A 16,406-nucleotide genomic window follows, 5' to 3' on the forward strand; every position below is an offset into this window, starting at 1 on the left:
CATAGCCCTGTACCTTCGCCACCAATGGCTTAGACTGCCCGTTCCGAGTCGAGAAGGACAGGCCCATGACCGACAAAGATCCATTTAATTTTGACCTTCGCGTTTCGACCGACAAGAAGAAACGCAAGACGGGCCGGCGTGGCATGTCTGGGGCATTTGAAACCTCGCAGCGCAAATGCGAGCATCCCGCCTGCGAAGAGGCGGGGCAGTATCGTGCGCCCAAATCCCCCGACAATCTCGAAGATTTCTTCTGGTTCTGTCGCGAACATGTGCGCGAATATAACCTCAAATGGAATTTCTTTGAGGGCACGACCGAGACCGAGATGGAAGCGCAGCTTGACCGCGATCGCGTCTGGGACAGGCCGACCAAACCCTTCAAAAAATCGGTTGAAGAAAAAGCATGGGCACGGCTAGGCGTGGATGACCCGCATCAGGTTTTGGGCGGCAATGCCACCCGTAATCCAGGGCAGGCAGGTGGGGCACAATCGGGGCGCAAACTGCCGCCCACAGAACGGCGTGCGCTTGAGATTTTGGAAGCACGCGACACGATGAACAAGACCGAAATTCGTAAATGCTACAAGGCGCTGATCAAGGTTCTGCATCCCGATATGAATGGCGGTGACCGCTCGGATGAGGAACGCCTCCAAGAGGTGGTCTGGGCTTGGGATCAGATCAAGATTAGCCGCAATTTCGTGGACTAAATGGCACAGCTGCCGCAGCATCATGTCAGCACCCTAATCCTTGGCGCGGGGGCGGCGGGGATGATGGCCGCGGCCCATTCGGGCGCGGGCGTTTTGGTGATAGACCATGCAAAAGCTGCGGGCGAGAAAATCCGCATCTCAGGCGGCGGGCGATGTAACTTTACCAATATTTACTGCGACCCTTCCGCGTTTTTGTCCGAAAATCCGCATTTCGCCAAATCTGCCCTGTCGCGATACGGCCCCTATGATTTTCTCGATTTGGTCAATCGCCACCGCATTTCATGGCATGAGAAAACCTTGGGGCAGCTTTTCTGTGACACATCTGCGAAAGAGATCATCGCAATGCTGCGGGCCGAGATGGCGGCGGTCGGTGCCGAACTTTGGCTAGAAACAAGCATTTCTTCCGTGCGGCAGAGCGGGGATAAATTTTGCGTATTAGTCGAAAAACAGGGCCAAGCGCGCGAGATATATGCCGAACATCTCATCGTGGCCACGGGCGGAAAATCCATCCCCAAAATGGGCGCTACAGGCTTGGCCTATCAGATTTCAGAAACCTTCGGTCACCGCGTCACCGACACCCGCCCTGCCCTTGTGCCCTTTACGTTTGACGACGGGCAACGCGCGCGGTTCGCGGCGCTGGCTGGGCTTTCCCTGCCTGTGCGCGCCAAGGCGGCCGATACAGAATTTGACGAAGCCATGCTTTTCACCCATCGCGGCCTGTCTGGCCCCGCAATTTTGCAAATTTCATCCTATTGGCGCGAAGGGCACGAGATCACGCTGCATATCGACCCCGAAACGGATTTTTTCGCTGTCCTGCGCGAAGCGCGGAGTCAATCGGGCAAGCGCAGCCTTCAAGGGGTGTTGTCCGATTATCTGCCCAAAGCATTTGTTGCGGATTTTGGGCAAACCCAAAGCCTTGCCGGCAATATCGCCGATTGCAGCGATGCGCGCCTGCGCGAGATTGTAGAGGCATTGCAAGATTGGCGACTGCGGCCCACAGCCACCGAAGGGTATCGCACCGCCGAAGTGACCTTGGGCGGTGTCGCGACCGATGGCTTAAGTTCCAAAACCATGCAATCCACGCATATCCCCAACCTCTATTTCATTGGCGAAGCCGTGGATGTCACGGGGTGGTTGGGCGGATATAACTTTCAATGGGCATGGGCCTCCGCCGTTGCGGCAGGGGCGGCTATCCGCGCCAAAAGGCAGGCATGAAAAGCACCAAAACCGCCAACAACTCAAGGCGGCCAAGCAACATGCCCAGCGTCAAAATCCACTTCGCCGCATCATTGAGCGGGGCAAAATTGCCAGAGGGGCCAATCACATCCCCCAATCCTGGCCCGATATTTGCCAAGGCGGTGGCAGCCCCAGACACAGAGGTGACGAAATCTAGCCCCGTCAATCCCAAAGCCACCGCGAAAATCCCCAACAACACAAAGAACAGCACAAAGAACCCCATGACGGAGGAGAGGACATCTGCCGAAACAGGCCGCCCCTCAAAGCGAGGTTCGAACACACCATGGGGGGCCGACAGGCGGCGCACTTGGGTGGAAATAGATTCAAGTAAAATCTGATAGCGGAATATTTTGATGGAACAGGAGGTCGAACCCGCACACCCCCCGATCAAGCCGACAAAGAAGAACACCACCACGGGCAAAGGCCCCCAGAGCTGGTAATCAACCGAAGAATAACCTGTGCCAGATATGATGGAGGTAACGTTGAACAGCCCTTCGCGGATCCCATGCTCGAGATGGTCGCCATTCGCGATAATCCGATACACTGTCATGATCAGCACAAGGGCCGTGATGACCCCGAGATACGCGCGCACTTGGCTGTCACGATAAAGCGGTTCTGCCGTGCCCGCCAAAAGTTGCACAAAGCGCACAAAGGGCAGGCTTGCCAAAATCATGAACACCGCCGCGACATATTCAAGCGGGCCTTGATAAACCCCAAAAGAGGCATCTGTGTTCGAAAACCCACCCGTGGACAGCGTGGTAAAGGCGTGGAAGATCGCGTTGTAAAAGGTCATGCCTAAGGCCCAATAAGCCAGAAAGCACAGGAAGGTCAGCGCCACATAGATCACCGAGATGCGCGCCGCAATTTCAGTTGCGCGGGGCAAGATTTTTCCCATTGTTTCAAATGCCTCAGAGCGGAAGATTTGCATCCCCCCCACCCGCAATTCAGGCAAAAACACCATCGCGACCACGATGATACCTACCCCGCCAAACCATTGGATCATCGCCCGCCAAAGGTTCAGCCCGTGGGGTAAATATTCCAAGCCTGTGAAAACTGTTGAGCCTGTTGTCGTCAGCCCTGACATCGCCTCAAACACTGCATCGACAATCCGTGCATCTGTTGCGCCGAACACAAAGGGAAGCGCCGCAAAGATCGGCAAAATCGCCCAAATTGCGGTTGTCAGAAGAAAGGTCTGTTGTAGGCTCAGGCCCTGCTGCACCCCATTGGCGCAAGAAAACACCAAAGCAAGGCCGATAAACACCGAGATTGCAGCAGACTCGGCAAAGACACCCCATTCGCCATTGGCCAAGGCAAGATCCACCCCCATAGGCACAAGCATCGATACCCCAAGAAAGGTAACGATCAGGCCAATGACATATCCAACCGGGCGTATATCAAACATGAGGCAGAGCGTTGGCCCCTGACTTAGGCAGTGTCAAGCATGGAAGGGCCTAAAACCCCGCCAAAGCCTTGATCTGGGGCTTCATTTCATTTGCAAACACCACGCCCGCAGTTTACTGTGTTCGTTAGTATACGACCGGACTGCTTCGTCAGACCGAGCAAAGCCTCAAGACAGCGTCACGTCCGTGACCCGCGTCTTGGGGCTTTTTTCGTATGGGGTCTTAGCCCTTAGCCGATATGGAACAGGCTTTGGAACAGGCGCGGGTCAAGGCTGGCCTGTTCAAACGTGGCGCCTTCGGTCAAGAGGCTGACCGCGTCATGGCTGTGCAGGCTTTCTTGGTGGCTTGCCAAAACGCGGAAATCGCCCACCCGTGGATCGGCTTGCAACTCGCCCGCGAAAAGGCGGGCCGCATCTTCCACAAAGATCGGATTTGCAGCGTTTAATTCTGCGAAGGCTTGTTCATCCTCGCGTTTCACCATGACCTGCGTTTCTGTTGGCACAGCGCGGCGCGCCATCTCAATAAGGTCTTCAAACCACAAACACCCTGCGTCAGGGGCAATCTCGACCGAAATCCGCGCAACAGATCGCTGCGAATGCGGGGTCGCCAATTGCCCACGTGTGGCGCGCGCATGTTCGCTCAATTCAAGCGAGCAGGGGCAGGTCGAAGAATAAACGTAATCCAGATGCACCAATTTCTGGCGCACCCCATCGCGCTCGACCAGTTCCAGCGCAATGTCATAATATTGGTAACCCGACAGGCCAGACCGCAGGCTCTGCACCTTCATTGGGAAGGAAAGGCGCATTTGGATACGCGCATCAAAACTTTCGAGGTCGGATTTGTAATCATCAAGCGCTGCTTCGATCACCTCAAAGCTGAACGTCTTTTCGGCATGGGCATAGAAGCTGCGCATGATGCGGCTCATATTGATGCCCTTTTTTCCTGCCTCTAGGCTGACTGTGCCCGTCACCGAAGTTTCCAGCATCACATCGCCATTGTCGCGGGTGTGATAGCGAATAGGCAGGCGGAAATTGGAAATCCCCACATGTTGGATCTGACGCTTGGCCCCTTTGATCAGCGAGGCGGGGCCATTTTGAAGATCGGGAAGACCCGCCTTATAGGCTGCATCCACTGTAAAATCCTGCGGATAGCTGCGCGAAAATTCGGGATAATCTTGGGAGGGGGTCAAAAGTTTGGAGACAGCAGGATCAAGGGCGGCACGTTCCGCCACGCTTGCGCTTTCCGCCCACTGTTTCAAAAGCGTCAAGGCCGCACGGGCCTCGTCTTGGGTCGGTTCACTCGCAACTGCACCAATATGGACGTTCATCTCATCACCCCTTCGGTCACGCGACCTTCCCATCATATGGGTGTTGATGCGCGGAATCCAAACTTGTTTTGTGAATAGTTTACGATTGTGAACGCCGAACGGATCAATATTGGCCCGACAAATATCGACCAATTCCTTGAGTTTCCGACAAAATCCCAAAAATAAGGGTTAATTTGCAGAACGCGCAGCACCGAGCGCATGTTTCAAATCCATTAACAGATCGTTAACGTCCTCAAGCCCCACCGACAGACGCACAAGACCAGATGTAATGCCCAGATGTTGCTTTTGATCCTCAGGCAAACGCTGGTGGGTCGTTGTTGCAGGATGGGTGATAATGGATTTTGCATCGCCCAAATTATTTGAGATTGTAATGATCTCTAACGCGTTGAGGAACCGAAACGCCGCATCACGCTCGCCCTCCAGTTCAATCGCGATCACTGTGCCGCCTTTTTGCATTTGCGTGCGGGCAAGCATGGCTTGCGGGTGGCTGTCGAGATGAGGATAGAGCACCCGCGCCACACCCGTCTCGCCCTCTAGCCCTTGCGCAATGGCAAGAGCAGTGTCGGCTTGGGCGTTCACCCGCAGGTGGAGCGTTTCCAAACCCTTGAGCATAACCCACGCGTTAAAGGGCGACATCGCCGCGCCTGTATGTTTCAGATAGGGTTCCACGGTTTTGCGAATGAACTCACGGGTGCCACAAATCACCCCGCCCAAACAACGCCCCTGCCCGTCAATATGCTTGGTCGTGGAATAGATGACGACATCAACGCCCAGTTTGCGGTTGTCTTGGAACAAGGGAGAGGCAAACACGTTGTCCACCACCACCAAAGCGCCTGCATCATGGGCCAGCCGCGTAACAGCGGCGATATCGACAACCTGCAACGTGGGGTTCGAAACACTTTCAAAGAATACAGCGCGGGTTTTGCCCTTGATGATTGCGGCCTCCCATTGGGTCAGGTCATCGCCATCCACAAACGTGACCTCAACCCCGTAACGGGTCAAAATCTCCTCAAGAATGTAGAGACAAGACCCGAACAAGGCGCGCGCAGACACCACATGATCCCCCGCGCGCAACATGGACATCAGCGCGCCATTCACCGCCGCCATTCCAGAGGCGGTTGCAAAAGCATCTTCGGTGCCCTCAATCGCCGCAATCCGATCCTCGAACATTGCGACAGTCGGGTTGCCGTAGCGGGCATAGATAAATTCCTCACGCCCCGCTTCGATAAAGCGGGCCTCGGCCGCTTCGGCGCTGTCATAGACAAAACCTTGGGTCATAAAGATTGCCTCAGACACTTCGCCATATTGGCTGCGGCGGGTGCCTGAATGCACTGCGCGTGTCTGCGCCGAAACAGTATCGGGCAAGGATTTCAAACCTACGGATTTCTTGGCGCCTGTGTCTGACATTTCATATCCCTTCCATCTGGACGGTCGGGCATCATGCGGCAAGCAGGCCTCGACCTCTTTAGCGGCATTTTTTTGTGGCCCGCAATCCGGTAAACAAATCGCCACGCGACAGGCCATTACGCCTTGACCCTGATCGGGTCAAGGGGCCGCAAGCCAAAGCACCGCGCCAAGCGGCGGGTGCATGACCTTAAGCTGACACGCCAAGTCACCATGCAATCTCTGCCCTCGATCCGCTTGGTGCAAGAGAATGACAAATCCTTGGTCACCAAAATCAACTCAACCTTGGTCAATACCGTGCCGCTGTGGGAAACCCAAGTGGCACAGGCCGTGACCATCCAACGCTCAATCGAAGCGATCGAAGCGGTGCGCGCAGCCAATGATCTGACCAATGAACTGTTGGAAAAGAATGCCTCGAATTTGCGCACATCCAATCGTATGATCTGCGAAGAAATGGAGCGTGGCGTTTTTGATATTGAGGCGGTAAAACGCGCCAATGCAAAATTGGTTGCAACCATCGAAGATAGCGTTGCGATTGCAGATGAGGGGCGGATGCGCCGCGCCAAAGCAGAAGAAGACATGATCAAAATGGAGGCGGAATTGCGCGATACGCTGGCCGCCGCCAAGGCAAAATCCACAAGCACCGCGTCCTAAGCGCGGAGAGATAAGGCGTCATTGTGCGGATTATGGGTAAAGTGAGGGTTTTGGGGCAAAAGGCTTGGCGCGGTCTATGGGTTGGGGCGGCGCTTGGCCTTTTGGCAGGATGTCAGGCCCTCGGGCCAGGTGCCACGGGCCAGAACGGGGTGGCAAGCAGCATAGCGGCCACCACCCCTTCGGCTGAGAGCGCGCTTTACACGCAATATTACGCCCAAACCGAGGCGCGGCTTTTGCGTGAGGGGTTATTGCGCCAATCCACCACCCCCTCGGATGCCCCCGTCTCGCGCCGTACTTTGGCGCGCAATTTCGAGGCCATTGCGCTTTATGATGAATATGCTCTGGAAAACGGGCGCTTTGTCGCCCGTCAAGCCCCCTCGCGGCTAAGACGATGGATTGATCCTGTTCGTATCGAAGCCCATTTTGGGCCAGCAACCGACCCACAAAAAATGGCACGGGATCGCCAAATTCTGGCCAATTATACCCGACAACTCAGCCGCGCCGCGCGGCATCCGATTGATTTGGTTGGATCGGGTGGAAATTTCCATGTGCTGTTCATCAGCCGCGATGAGCAGGCAGAAATCGGCCCCTATTTGCGCAGCATCGCACCCAATATTGATGCCTCAATCATCCGCGAAATTGAGAACCTGCCGCGCTACACGTTCTGCTCTGTCTATGCTTTTGCGCGTTCAAATGCGCAGCCAGAATATCGCAGCGCCATTGCCGTAATCCGCACCGAGCATCCCGATTTGATGCGCACCTCCTGCATCCATGAGGAAATCGCCCAAGGGTTGGGATTGCCCAATGACAGCCCAACGGCGCGTCCCTCGATTTTTAATGATGATGAAGAATTTGCACTTTTGACCGCGCATGACGAATTGCTGTTGCGCGTGCTGTATGACCCGCGCCTAGACATTGGCATGACACCTGATGAGGCGCGCCCCATTGTCGAAGCGATTGCCGCAGAATTGATTGACGCGTCTAGCTAAGGAAGGCCGCTCATGCCCCCTATCAGCCAGAATTCCTGTCAGGCTTTCGGGCCGAAGCCTATAGCATTGACCTAGAGACGGGATAGAGGAGGCCCGCGCGCGGATGGATCAAGCAATCCGTGCCGCAATCCGCCGCGATATTGGCGGCGATCATCAGCGCATTGACCATGTGGACACGGAAATTTGGGATGTGACCTTCAAGCATATCCTGTTGCCTGTCCGGGTATCGGCCTATCGCTATGGCGGAAAGTCCTATCGCTTTGTTGTCAATGGGCAGTCGGGCAAAGTAATGGGAGAGCGACCCTATTCCGCAATCAAAATCGCTATCGCGCTGATCCTGGCGGCTCTGTTGGCGCTTGGCCTTGCTTATGTCTATGACGGATACATCCGTTAAGGCGCTGCATTCTTGTTTGCGCTAACATCGATCTCTTGCTAGACCACCCGGGCCGCAAAGCGCGGCGGGGATACGTCACATTTGGAAAGGCCTACGCCATGCTGCTGTGCTGTGGTGAATCTTTGATTGATATGTTGCCACGCGAAACCAGTGCAGGCGAAGCCGCCTTTGCACCTTACTCAGGCGGCGCAGTTCTCAACACAGCGATTGCCGCAGCGCGCTTGGGACAAAAAACTGCGATGCTGACGGGCCTATCCCGTGATCTTTTCGGGCAGATTTTAGAAGGGCATTTGGCGGGCAATCATGTGGACACAAGCCTGTGCTTGCTCAGCGACCGCCCTACGACCTTGGCCTTTGTGACGCTGAAAGATGGCCACGCCACCTATGCGTTTTACGATGAAAACACCGCAGGGCGCATGATCTCTCCCGTTGACCTGCCCGCCTCTTTGGAGGGGATCACGGCGCTGTTTTTCGGCGGCATTTCATTGGCCGTAGAGCCCTGCGCCGATACCTATGAAACACTATGCCTCCGCGAGGCAGCCCGTCTGCCTGTCATGATCGACCCAAATATTCGACCAAGCTTTATCACGGACGCGGCCCGCTATCGCGCACGACTGGCGCGGATGTTGGCCGTGGCTGACATCATAAAGCTGTCAGATGAGGATCTTGCATGGTTGAGCAATAACAGCTCCGAGGCAGAGGCCGTGGATGATCTGTTAACGGCGGGCGCGAAGCTTGTGCTGATCACAAAAGGGGCCGATGGGGTTACCGCTTATTCTGCAGATGGGCAGCTGACCCATCCCGTGATCCCCGCCACGGTTGTGGATACTGTGGGCGCGGGCGATACGTTTAACGCAGGCATCCTGACGGGCTTGGCCGAAGCAGGATATCTGAGCAAAGCGGCGCTTGCAGCCCCCTTGCCGCAAGATGTTCTAAAAGCCGCGCTTAATCTGGGCGTGCGGGCCGCCGCCGTGACTGTTGCACGGGCGGGCGCGAACCCGCCGATGCGCGCCGAGGTTTAACCGATGCGCGCCTTGGTTCAACGGGTGAGTGAGGCTGCCGTCCGCGTGGATGGGCAAACGATTGGGCAATGCGGCGCAGGCCTTTTGATCTTGATCTGCGCAATGCGCGGTGACACCGCAGCGCAGGCCGAACATTTGGCCCAAAAGATCGCCAAAATGCGCATCTTCAAGGATGAGGCGGGCAAGATGAACCGCGCACTTTTGGACATAGGCGGCGAAGCACTGGTGGTCAGCCAATTTACCCTTGCCGCAGATACGCGCACAGGCAACAGGCCAGGGTTTTCGCAGGCCGCAGACCCTGAGACGGGGCGTGCCCTATATGAACATTTCGCGCAAAGCCTTGCCGTGCTTGGCCCCAAAGTTGAGACGGGACAGTTTGGTGCAGATATGAAAGTTGCGCTGACCAATGATGGCCCCGTTACCATTTGGCTCGATACTGAGGCATCTGCGCCTAAAAATTAGGCAGTTCATCCAAAGTTAACCATTGCCCCCCAAGCTGCAGGGCGATGCGCCCTAGCCCAGCCCCCGATATCGCGCCACCGATAGGGGGACTGGTATTGGGTAAGCGTAGATGGAAAACCCCACCCCCTTTTTTGATGAAATGCTCGGCCCTGATAACGGGGCGCGCGCGCCTTACGAGGCCTATCATAGATGGTTCGAGGGCGAAGATCGCCGCGACCTGATCCGCAAATCAGGCGAGGCTGAGCGGTTCTTTCGCCGCACGGGCATCACCTTCAACGTTTATGGTGCCGCTGATGCAGATGAACGTCTGATCCCGTTTGACATCGTGCCGCGTATTATCTGTGGCCGAGAATGGGCGCGTCTGACGCGCGGCATCGAACAGCGCGTTCGCGCCATCAACGCCTTTTTGCACGATATTTATCATCGCCAAGAAATCATCCGCGCGGGCCGCATTCCGATTGAGCTGATTGCCAAAAACGATGCGTTCCTCAAGGCTATGATCGGGCTAGAACCACCGGGCGGCGTTTACACGCATATCGTGGGAATTGATCTGGTGCGCGTGGCCGAGGATCAATTCTATGTGCTTGAGGATAATGCACGCACCCCATCGGGCGTGTCCTATATGCTCGAAAACCGCGAAACCATGCTCCAGATGTTCCCCGAACTGTTCGGGCGCATTAAGGTGCGCGGCGTTGGGGATTATCCACTTGCTTTGCGGCGTTCGCTTGGCGCCTCGATGCCGCGCCATGCCTCAGGCGATGGGGCGGTGGCCGTGCTGACACCAGGCATTCATAATTCCGCTTATTTTGAACACGCGTTTTTGGCCGACCATATGGGGGTCGAATTGGTCGAGGGCAGCGATTTGCGCGTTGTGGATGGCAAAATCGCCATGCGCACAACGCGCGGCTACAAACCGCTTGATGTCCTTTATCGGCGTGTCGATGATGATTTCCTTGATCCGCTCAGCTTTAACCCTGACAGCTTGCTTGGTGTGCCAGGGATTATGGATGTCTATCGCGCAGGCGGCATAACTATTGCCAATGCGCCTGGAACAGGGATTGCCGATGATAAGGCGATCTATTCCTACATGCCCGAGATTGTCGAATTCTATACGGGCGAAAAGCCGCTTATGGAAAATGTGCCGACTTGGCGGTGCTCTGAGGCGGACGCATTGGCCTATGTGCTAGACCATCTCGATGAATTGGTGGTCAAAGAGGTGCATGGGTCGGGCGGCTATGGAATGCTTGTTGGGCCTGCCGCCTCGAAAAAGGAATTGGCTGCGTTTCGGGCTAAGCTGAAATCACGGCCTGCGAATTACATCGCACAACCGACTTTGGCGCTTTCGACAGTGCCCATCCTGACCAAAGCGGGGCTTGCCCCGCGCCATGTCGATCTGCGCCCCTTCGTCTCGGTCAGCCCCAATGGCATCGAAATCACCCCCGGCGGACTGACGCGCGTGGCGCTGAAGAAAGGCTCACTCGTGGTGAATTCCAGCCAAGGGGGCGGGACGAAAGACACATGGGTCCTGGAAGAATGAGCGCGCATAGGGGGCAAAGGCCATGTTAGCTAAAACCGCGGGCGGATTATTTTGGATGTTCCGCCATTTAGAGCGCGCCGAGAACACGACCCGTCTGATTGAGACGGGCCTGCGCATTGCGCTGACACGGCCAGATCGTTCCAATGACGAATGGCAAAGCCTGCTGAAAACAGCCGCCGCGGAGCAGTTGTTTTTCACCAAATACGAGACGGCTGATGCAGCCAATGTTGTGGATTTTCTGTTGCGGGATGCGACCAATCCGTCATCTGTGCAATCAAGCATGGCCCAAGCCCGCCAAAACGCCCGCATGGTGCGCACCGCCCTCACCCGCGAGGTCTGGGAAGCGGTCAATGACACCTATATGCAATTGCGCAGCACCCTTGCCCGCCCGGCCACAGATAAAAACCTACCCGATACGATTGCCTTGGTACGACAGCAATCCGCACTGGTGCGCGGTGCCTTGCACGGGTCGATGCTGCGCAATGATGTTTTCGATTTTGCGCGGCTTGGCACATTCCTAGAACGCGCCGATAACACCGCACGTATTTTGGATGTGAAATACTATGTCCTGCTGCCCTCTATCAGCCAAATCGGGTCAAACCTTGATAATGTGCAATGGGAAACGATCCTGCGCGCGGTGGCGGGTCAACGCGCCTATTCTTGGTTGACCCAAGGGGCGGTCACACCCAAAGGCATTGCAGACTTTCTCATATTTGACGGGCGCATGCCCCGCAGCCTGAAATTTGCGCTTGGTAAATTGCAAAGCAATCTAGGCTACCTTGAGGCGGAGTATGGCAGCACCCTGCCCTGCCACGCGATGGCAGCACGGCTCAATGCGCGGCTTTGCACAAGCAGCATCGATCAAGTCTTTGAGGAAGGATTGCATGAGTTCATCCTGACCTTTTTGCAGGACTTAGCCGCGCTTGGCCGCCAGATCGAAACCGATTACCGTTTTATCGGATGAGGTGCTTATGCGATTAAAACTGTCCCACTGCACAAGCTATGGTTTTGACACTGCGCCCTCTTACGGGCTTCAGCAATTGCGACTGACACCGCAAAACACGCCTGCGCAATCTGTGCAGGATTGGCAAATGCAGGTCACGGGTGGCACAGTGGAATGCAGCTATCTTGACCATAACCAAAACCTTGTAACGCTGATTTCTTTTTCCCCTGATGCACAAGCCGTTGAGGTCACTTGCACAGGCGAGATGGAAACAAACGAGGTTGCGGGCGTGCATGGGGGCCATCATGGACTTGTCCCCCTATGGGTGTTTTTGCAGCCCTCCGATCTGACCCGCGCGGGCAATGGGACACGCAAACTGACCGCGGGGCTAAGGGATGCCAAACTCAGCGATATCGAACGACTGCACACCCTGTCTGCCCGTATCCTAGAGACTGTCCCCTATGCCATTGGACCCACCCATGCAGGCAGCAGCGCCGAAGAAGCCATAGAGGCAGGCAGCGGTGTCTGTCAGGATCACGCCCATATTTTTATCTCAGCCGCCCGCCTTTTGGGATACCCCGCGCGCTATGTCTCGGGCTATTTGATGATGGAAGACCGCATCCACCAAGACGCAAGCCATGCTTGGGCAGAGGCCCATATTGAGGGGTTGGGATGGGTTGGCTTTGACGTCTCCAACGGCATCAGCCCAGATACGCGTTATGTGCGCGTGGCCTCGGGTATAGATTACCGCGAAGCGGCCCCCATCATTGGCCTGCGCTACGGCGCGGGGGACGAGCGGCTTTCAGTAGATATTCAGGTTCAACAGCAATAATAGAGACAAGGCGCGATTCTTGACCGCGCGCAAAAATACAGGTGAAAGACAGCCCCCGAGATGACCTATTGCGTTGGTTTGAAACTGAATTCTGGCCTTGTGTTCATGTCAGACACGCGCACGAATGCGGGCGTGGATAACATATCGACCTTCCGCAAAATGTTCACATGGGAGTGCCCGGGCGAGCGTAGCATCACCCTGATGACCGCGGGCAATTTGGCGACAACACAGGCGGTGATCAGCCTCTTAAATGAACGCGCCAAACCCGCCGGAGATCGGGGGAACCCCTCGATCCTCGAAGCGCCTTCGATGTTTCAGGTCGCCAAATTGGTCGGGGAAACCTTGCGCGAGGTGATCAAAACACAATCAGGCCAAGATGGGCCTGAGGCAGAGGCGACCTTTTCCGCAACCATAATATTGGGCGGCCAGATCAAAGGCGCCCCCCCGCGCCTGTTCCTGATTTATCCTGAGGGTAATTTCATCGAGGCCAGCGATGACACGCCATTCTTTCAGATTGGCGAGACGAAATATGGCCGCCCCATTTTGGTGCGTGCCTTTGACCCCGAAATGAGTTTTGAGGATGCGGTCAAGCTTTTGATGGTGAGCTTTGACTCGACCATTAAGGCCAATCTTTCGGTCAACCTGCCGCTTGATCTTCATGTTTATACTGCAGACAGCTTGAAACATGGAACAATGACACGGATCGAAAAAGATGATCCGTATTTCAACGTAATTTCAATGGGTTGGGGGGATGCACTAAAGTATGCGTTTAACAGCCTACCCCCCTATAGCTTTACGACTTAGTCGGATCAAATCCGTAAATCCACTCAAAGCGTTGCGCCAGCAGATGCGGCGCGTAACGTGTTACCATGCGTAGCCCTGTATGCGCGGCCACCCGCAACAGGCTTGGCCGCATATGATAATGGTCTGCATTGTCCGAGGCTGCCTGAACAATCCGCGCGGTGCGGGGGCGGCGCAGCGCCTCATATTCAGCCAAGGCCCCAGTTAGATCATGCGTATCCGACAGGCGCGCTGCCAAGATCCAAGCATCCTCCAACGCCATATTGGCCCCTTGCGCGAGGAAGGGAAGCGTTGGATGCGCTGCATCCCCCAAAAGCACCATCTGGCCATTTTGCCAGTTGCGCGCGATTGGATGGCGAAACAACCCCCATTGATAGCATTCCGTCACGCGGCCTAAATAGGCCCGCGCCTCAGGGCAAAAATCACCAAATCGGCGCGTCAGCTGTGCAGGATCGCCCCGCTCTGACCACGAGTCCTTAACCCACTGATCATGCTCCTCAACCGCCACGATATTGATCAATGTCCCGCCTCGAAGCGGATAGATCACCATATGACGGGCAGGCCCCATAAACACCTGCACATCGCGCAACGTATCGCCCTGCTGCGCATCAATGACCGCGCGCCACGCAACTTGGCCCGTGAAAAACGGATGCCCGCGTGGCTCAAGATGGGTGCGGATGCGAGAATGCAATCCATCTGCCCCGATAATCACATCCGCGCTTTGGCGCTGACCATCGGCCAAGATCACATCACGCCCCTCGACCCCTGTCACAGCCGCGCCAAGGGTGATCTCAACCCCAAGATCACGGGCGCGATTGGCCAAAATCTCGATCAAATCCGCCCGATGGACATAGTGATAAGGGCGCGTTTGACGGGATAAGGGCACACGCGCCACCGCCGCCCCTTTGCGAAAATCGCGCAGATATACGGCATTGGCGCGGGGGGATATCGCGCTGATCTCTTCGACCAGCCCAAGGCCTGCTAACGTGGCCATCCCATTGGGGCTAAGTTGAAGCCCTGCCCCAAAGGCGCGGATTTCCTCAGCCTGTTCTAGCACGCGCACCGAAGCGCCGCGTTGTGCAAGGCAGCAGGCCGCAGCCAAGCCACCAATACCTGCCCCAACCACCAAAATATTGCGCCCGATCAGCATGCTCAGCCTCACACCCCTCAAAGAAAAAAGGCATCTGAAAAGATGCCTTTTTTAATCTTATAAACTCGCTTTGCGCAATCAATCGTCCCGATGAACTTTTTCGCGGCGCTCATGGCGTTCTTGTGCTTCAAGCGTCATGGTCGCAATCGGGCGCGCATCCAAACGTTTAAGGCTAATCGGGTCACCTGTGACCTCGCAATAGCCATATTCGCCCTCTTCGATACGGCGCAAAGCAGCATCAATCTTGGTGATCAGCTTGCGCTGACGATCGCGGGTGCGCAATTCAAGCGCGCGGTCTGTTTCCTCACTTGCACGATCCGCAACATCAGGGATGCTGCGCGTGCCATCTTGCAGCGCGGTGACAGTGGTGCGGCTTTCATCAAGCAGATCAGCTTTCCAGTTGAGCAGTTTCCTGCGGAAATACTCCAACTGTCGCTCATTCATAAACGGCTCGTCCTCGGCGGGACGATAGTCTTCTGGAAGAAAGGTCTCAGCTTTCATCTCGTTCCCCTCAGCGGCGGCTGACCCGATTTTTGATTTTGCATCAGACGTCATTTTACCACCTCGGGCTTCGCTTACAGGATGGCGTGGGTAATGTCACCCACCTAAAGACGGTTTTTCTGCTCAAAATCACCTGAACGGATCGGCGCGCCCCTAGGCCCTATTATGAAACCCGTTTCTAACTGCGCCTCAAATCGCTTTGGACTGGCAAATGGCCCCAATTCGGCTTGGCCCGCGCAATTTGTCGCGGCTATAATGCCTCAGGGATTATCACCCAGGACAACACCAGTTTTCGCCAAATTTGCGACAGAATCTGTGGATACATCCGCAACAGCAATTGGTAGTCGGAGTAACATATGCCCAGCTCAATCGATATTTTGCCCTTGCGCCCAGAGGATCGGAGCGCGTGGGAGGGGCTGTGGAAGGCCTATCTCGCATTCTACGAAACCACCCTCGCCGAGGCGGTGATTGATCTCAGCTTTACCCGCTACAGCACCCCTGCGCATGGCGATATGATGGCGTGGTTGGCATGGCAGGATGGGCGCGCGATTGGTTTGGTTCATGTCATCTCTCACGCTCACGGGTGGAAGGCCGAACCCGTAACATATCTGCAAGATTTGTTTGTCGCTCCTGATGCACGCGGGCAGGGTATCGGGGCCGCTTTGATTGATCATGTCTGCGCCGATGCCGCAGCGGCAGGGCGGCCTTCGGTGTATTGGCTGACACAAAGCCACAATGCGACCGCGCGGCGGCTTTATGATCGCGTGGCAACGGATACTGGCTTTGTGAAATATGCGAAATAAATTAAACTGCGCTTTTGGCTTTTTGGCGCTGCTCACGCTGTGCGCCTGCATGGCCGATATGCCGCGCGATGATGCGGCGGCGCGTCTTGCGCCCGCATTGGACACATCCTCATCTGATCTGCCAAATTTTGGTGCGCCAAACCCAATCCGTTTCTCGCGCAGCAACCAATCCTTAGCTGAAGATTTCATGGCCCTCAGTTTTGTTTTGGAATCGGGGCGGCAAATCCCACGGATCAGCCGTTTTTAAGGG

General features: G+C 55.8%; 16 protein-coding genes, 2 pseudogenes and 1 riboswitch. Of the genes and pseudogenes, 13 read left to right on the forward strand and 5 right to left on the reverse strand.

Annotation, left to right across the window (positions count from 1 at the left end; all coding sequences use genetic code 11):
• Positions 1–65 precede the first annotated feature (65 nt).
• Both AAC637_RS04095 and AAC637_RS04100 read left to right on the forward strand, forming a co-directional pair.
• Positions 66–701, forward strand: coding sequence for a DnaJ domain-containing protein (locus AAC637_RS04095; protein WP_340302433.1), 636 nt, complete (start codon positions 66–68; stop codon positions 699–701).
• A complete protein-coding gene (locus tag AAC637_RS04100) occupies positions 702–1,916 on the forward strand; it encodes a BaiN/RdsA family NAD(P)/FAD-dependent oxidoreductase (RefSeq protein ID WP_340302434.1) in 1,215 nt (404 codons plus the stop codon).
• Here AAC637_RS04100 and AAC637_RS04105 read toward each other — a convergent pair.
• The 3 genes from AAC637_RS04105 to metZ all read right to left on the reverse strand — a co-directional run bounded on the left by AAC637_RS04105 (position 1,891) and on the right by metZ (position 6,071).
• Positions 1,891–3,339, reverse strand: coding sequence for a TrkH family potassium uptake protein (locus AAC637_RS04105; protein WP_340302435.1), 1,449 nt, complete (start codon positions 3,337–3,339; stop codon positions 1,891–1,893). The genes AAC637_RS04100 and AAC637_RS04105 overlap by 26 nt on opposite strands.
• A 227-nt stretch (positions 3,340–3,566) precedes the next feature.
• Entirely contained in the window at positions 3,567–4,664 is a 1,098-nt protein-coding gene (gene folE2 / locus AAC637_RS04110; RefSeq protein ID WP_340302436.1) for a GTP cyclohydrolase FolE2, read from the reverse strand.
• A 168-nt stretch (positions 4,665–4,832) separates the two neighbouring features.
• Complete coding sequence (gene metZ / locus AAC637_RS04115) at positions 4,833–6,071, reverse strand: O-succinylhomoserine sulfhydrylase (RefSeq protein ID WP_340302437.1); 1,239 nt, start codon at positions 6,069–6,071, stop codon at positions 4,833–4,835.
• A 37-nt stretch (positions 6,072–6,108) separates the two neighbouring features.
• A riboswitch (SAM riboswitch) is annotated at positions 6,109–6,186 on the reverse strand.
• Positions 6,187–6,239: 53 nt separating this feature from the next.
• Between metZ and AAC637_RS04120 the strand changes: the two are divergent.
• The 9 genes and pseudogenes from AAC637_RS04120 to AAC637_RS04160 form a co-directional block, all read left to right on the forward strand.
• Positions 6,240–6,722 (forward strand): annotated as a pseudogene (locus AAC637_RS04120) (toxic anion resistance protein); the annotation flags it as partial.
• A gap of 32 nt (positions 6,723–6,754) precedes the next feature.
• Complete coding sequence (locus AAC637_RS04125) at positions 6,755–7,711, forward strand: DUF2927 domain-containing protein (protein WP_340302438.1); 957 nt, start codon at positions 6,755–6,757, stop codon at positions 7,709–7,711.
• A gap of 14 nt (positions 7,712–7,725) precedes the next feature.
• A pseudogene (locus tag AAC637_RS04130) lies at positions 7,726–8,105 on the forward strand (primosomal protein N' (replication factor Y) - superfamily II helicase); the annotation flags it as partial.
• A 98-nt stretch (positions 8,106–8,203) separates the two neighbouring features.
• Positions 8,204–9,127 carry a carbohydrate kinase family protein gene (locus tag AAC637_RS04135; protein WP_340303141.1) on the forward strand — a complete coding sequence of 308 codons (924 nt, stop codon included), beginning with the start codon at positions 8,204–8,206 and terminating at the stop codon, positions 9,125–9,127.
• A 3-nt stretch (positions 9,128–9,130) separates the two neighbouring features.
• Positions 9,131–9,589 (forward strand): D-aminoacyl-tRNA deacylase, encoded by a 459-nt coding sequence (gene dtd, locus AAC637_RS04140; RefSeq protein ID WP_340302439.1) that lies wholly within the window; start codon positions 9,131–9,133, stop codon positions 9,587–9,589.
• A gap of 109 nt (positions 9,590–9,698) precedes the next feature.
• Positions 9,699–11,126: a circularly permuted type 2 ATP-grasp protein gene (locus AAC637_RS04145; protein WP_340302440.1), complete on the forward strand. Its 1,428-nt coding sequence runs from the start codon at positions 9,699–9,701 to the stop codon at positions 11,124–11,126.
• A gap of 22 nt (positions 11,127–11,148) precedes the next feature.
• Positions 11,149–12,090 carry an alpha-E domain-containing protein gene (locus AAC637_RS04150; protein WP_340302441.1) on the forward strand — a complete coding sequence of 314 codons (942 nt, stop codon included), beginning with the start codon at positions 11,149–11,151 and terminating at the stop codon, positions 12,088–12,090.
• Positions 12,091–12,097: 7 nt separating this feature from the next.
• Positions 12,098–12,901 carry a transglutaminase family protein gene (locus AAC637_RS04155; RefSeq protein ID WP_340302442.1) on the forward strand — a complete coding sequence of 268 codons (804 nt, stop codon included), beginning with the start codon at positions 12,098–12,100 and terminating at the stop codon, positions 12,899–12,901.
• Positions 12,902–12,961: 60 nt separating this feature from the next.
• Complete coding sequence (locus tag AAC637_RS04160) at positions 12,962–13,705, forward strand: proteasome-type protease (protein ID WP_340302443.1); 744 nt, start codon at positions 12,962–12,964, stop codon at positions 13,703–13,705.
• Here AAC637_RS04160 and AAC637_RS04165 read toward each other — a convergent pair.
• Together AAC637_RS04165 and dksA are read right to left on the reverse strand one after the other, a co-directional pair.
• A complete protein-coding gene (locus tag AAC637_RS04165) occupies positions 13,695–14,852 on the reverse strand; it encodes an FAD-dependent monooxygenase (RefSeq protein WP_340302444.1) in 1,158 nt (385 codons plus the stop codon). The genes AAC637_RS04160 and AAC637_RS04165 overlap by 11 nt on opposite strands.
• Positions 14,853–14,930: 78 nt before the next feature.
• Entirely contained in the window at positions 14,931–15,353 is a 423-nt protein-coding gene (gene dksA, locus AAC637_RS04170; RefSeq protein ID WP_317656682.1) for an RNA polymerase-binding protein DksA, read from the reverse strand.
• 356 nt (positions 15,354–15,709) lie between these two features.
• Here dksA and AAC637_RS04175 point away from each other — a divergent pair, with 356 nt between their 5' ends.
• On the forward strand, positions 15,710–16,156 hold the full coding sequence (locus AAC637_RS04175) for a GNAT family N-acetyltransferase (protein WP_340302445.1): 447 nt from the start codon (positions 15,710–15,712) through the stop codon (positions 16,154–16,156).
• 49 nt (positions 16,157–16,205) lie between these two features.
• Positions 16,206–16,403 (forward strand): hypothetical protein, encoded by a 198-nt coding sequence (locus AAC637_RS04180; RefSeq protein WP_340302446.1) that lies wholly within the window; start codon positions 16,206–16,208, stop codon positions 16,401–16,403.
• Positions 16,404–16,406 lie beyond the last annotated feature (3 nt).

It is taken from the genome of Roseobacter sp. HKCCD7870 (assembly GCF_037830315.1).
In the GTDB taxonomy this organism is placed as follows: domain Bacteria; phylum Pseudomonadota; class Alphaproteobacteria; order Rhodobacterales; family Rhodobacteraceae; genus M30B80.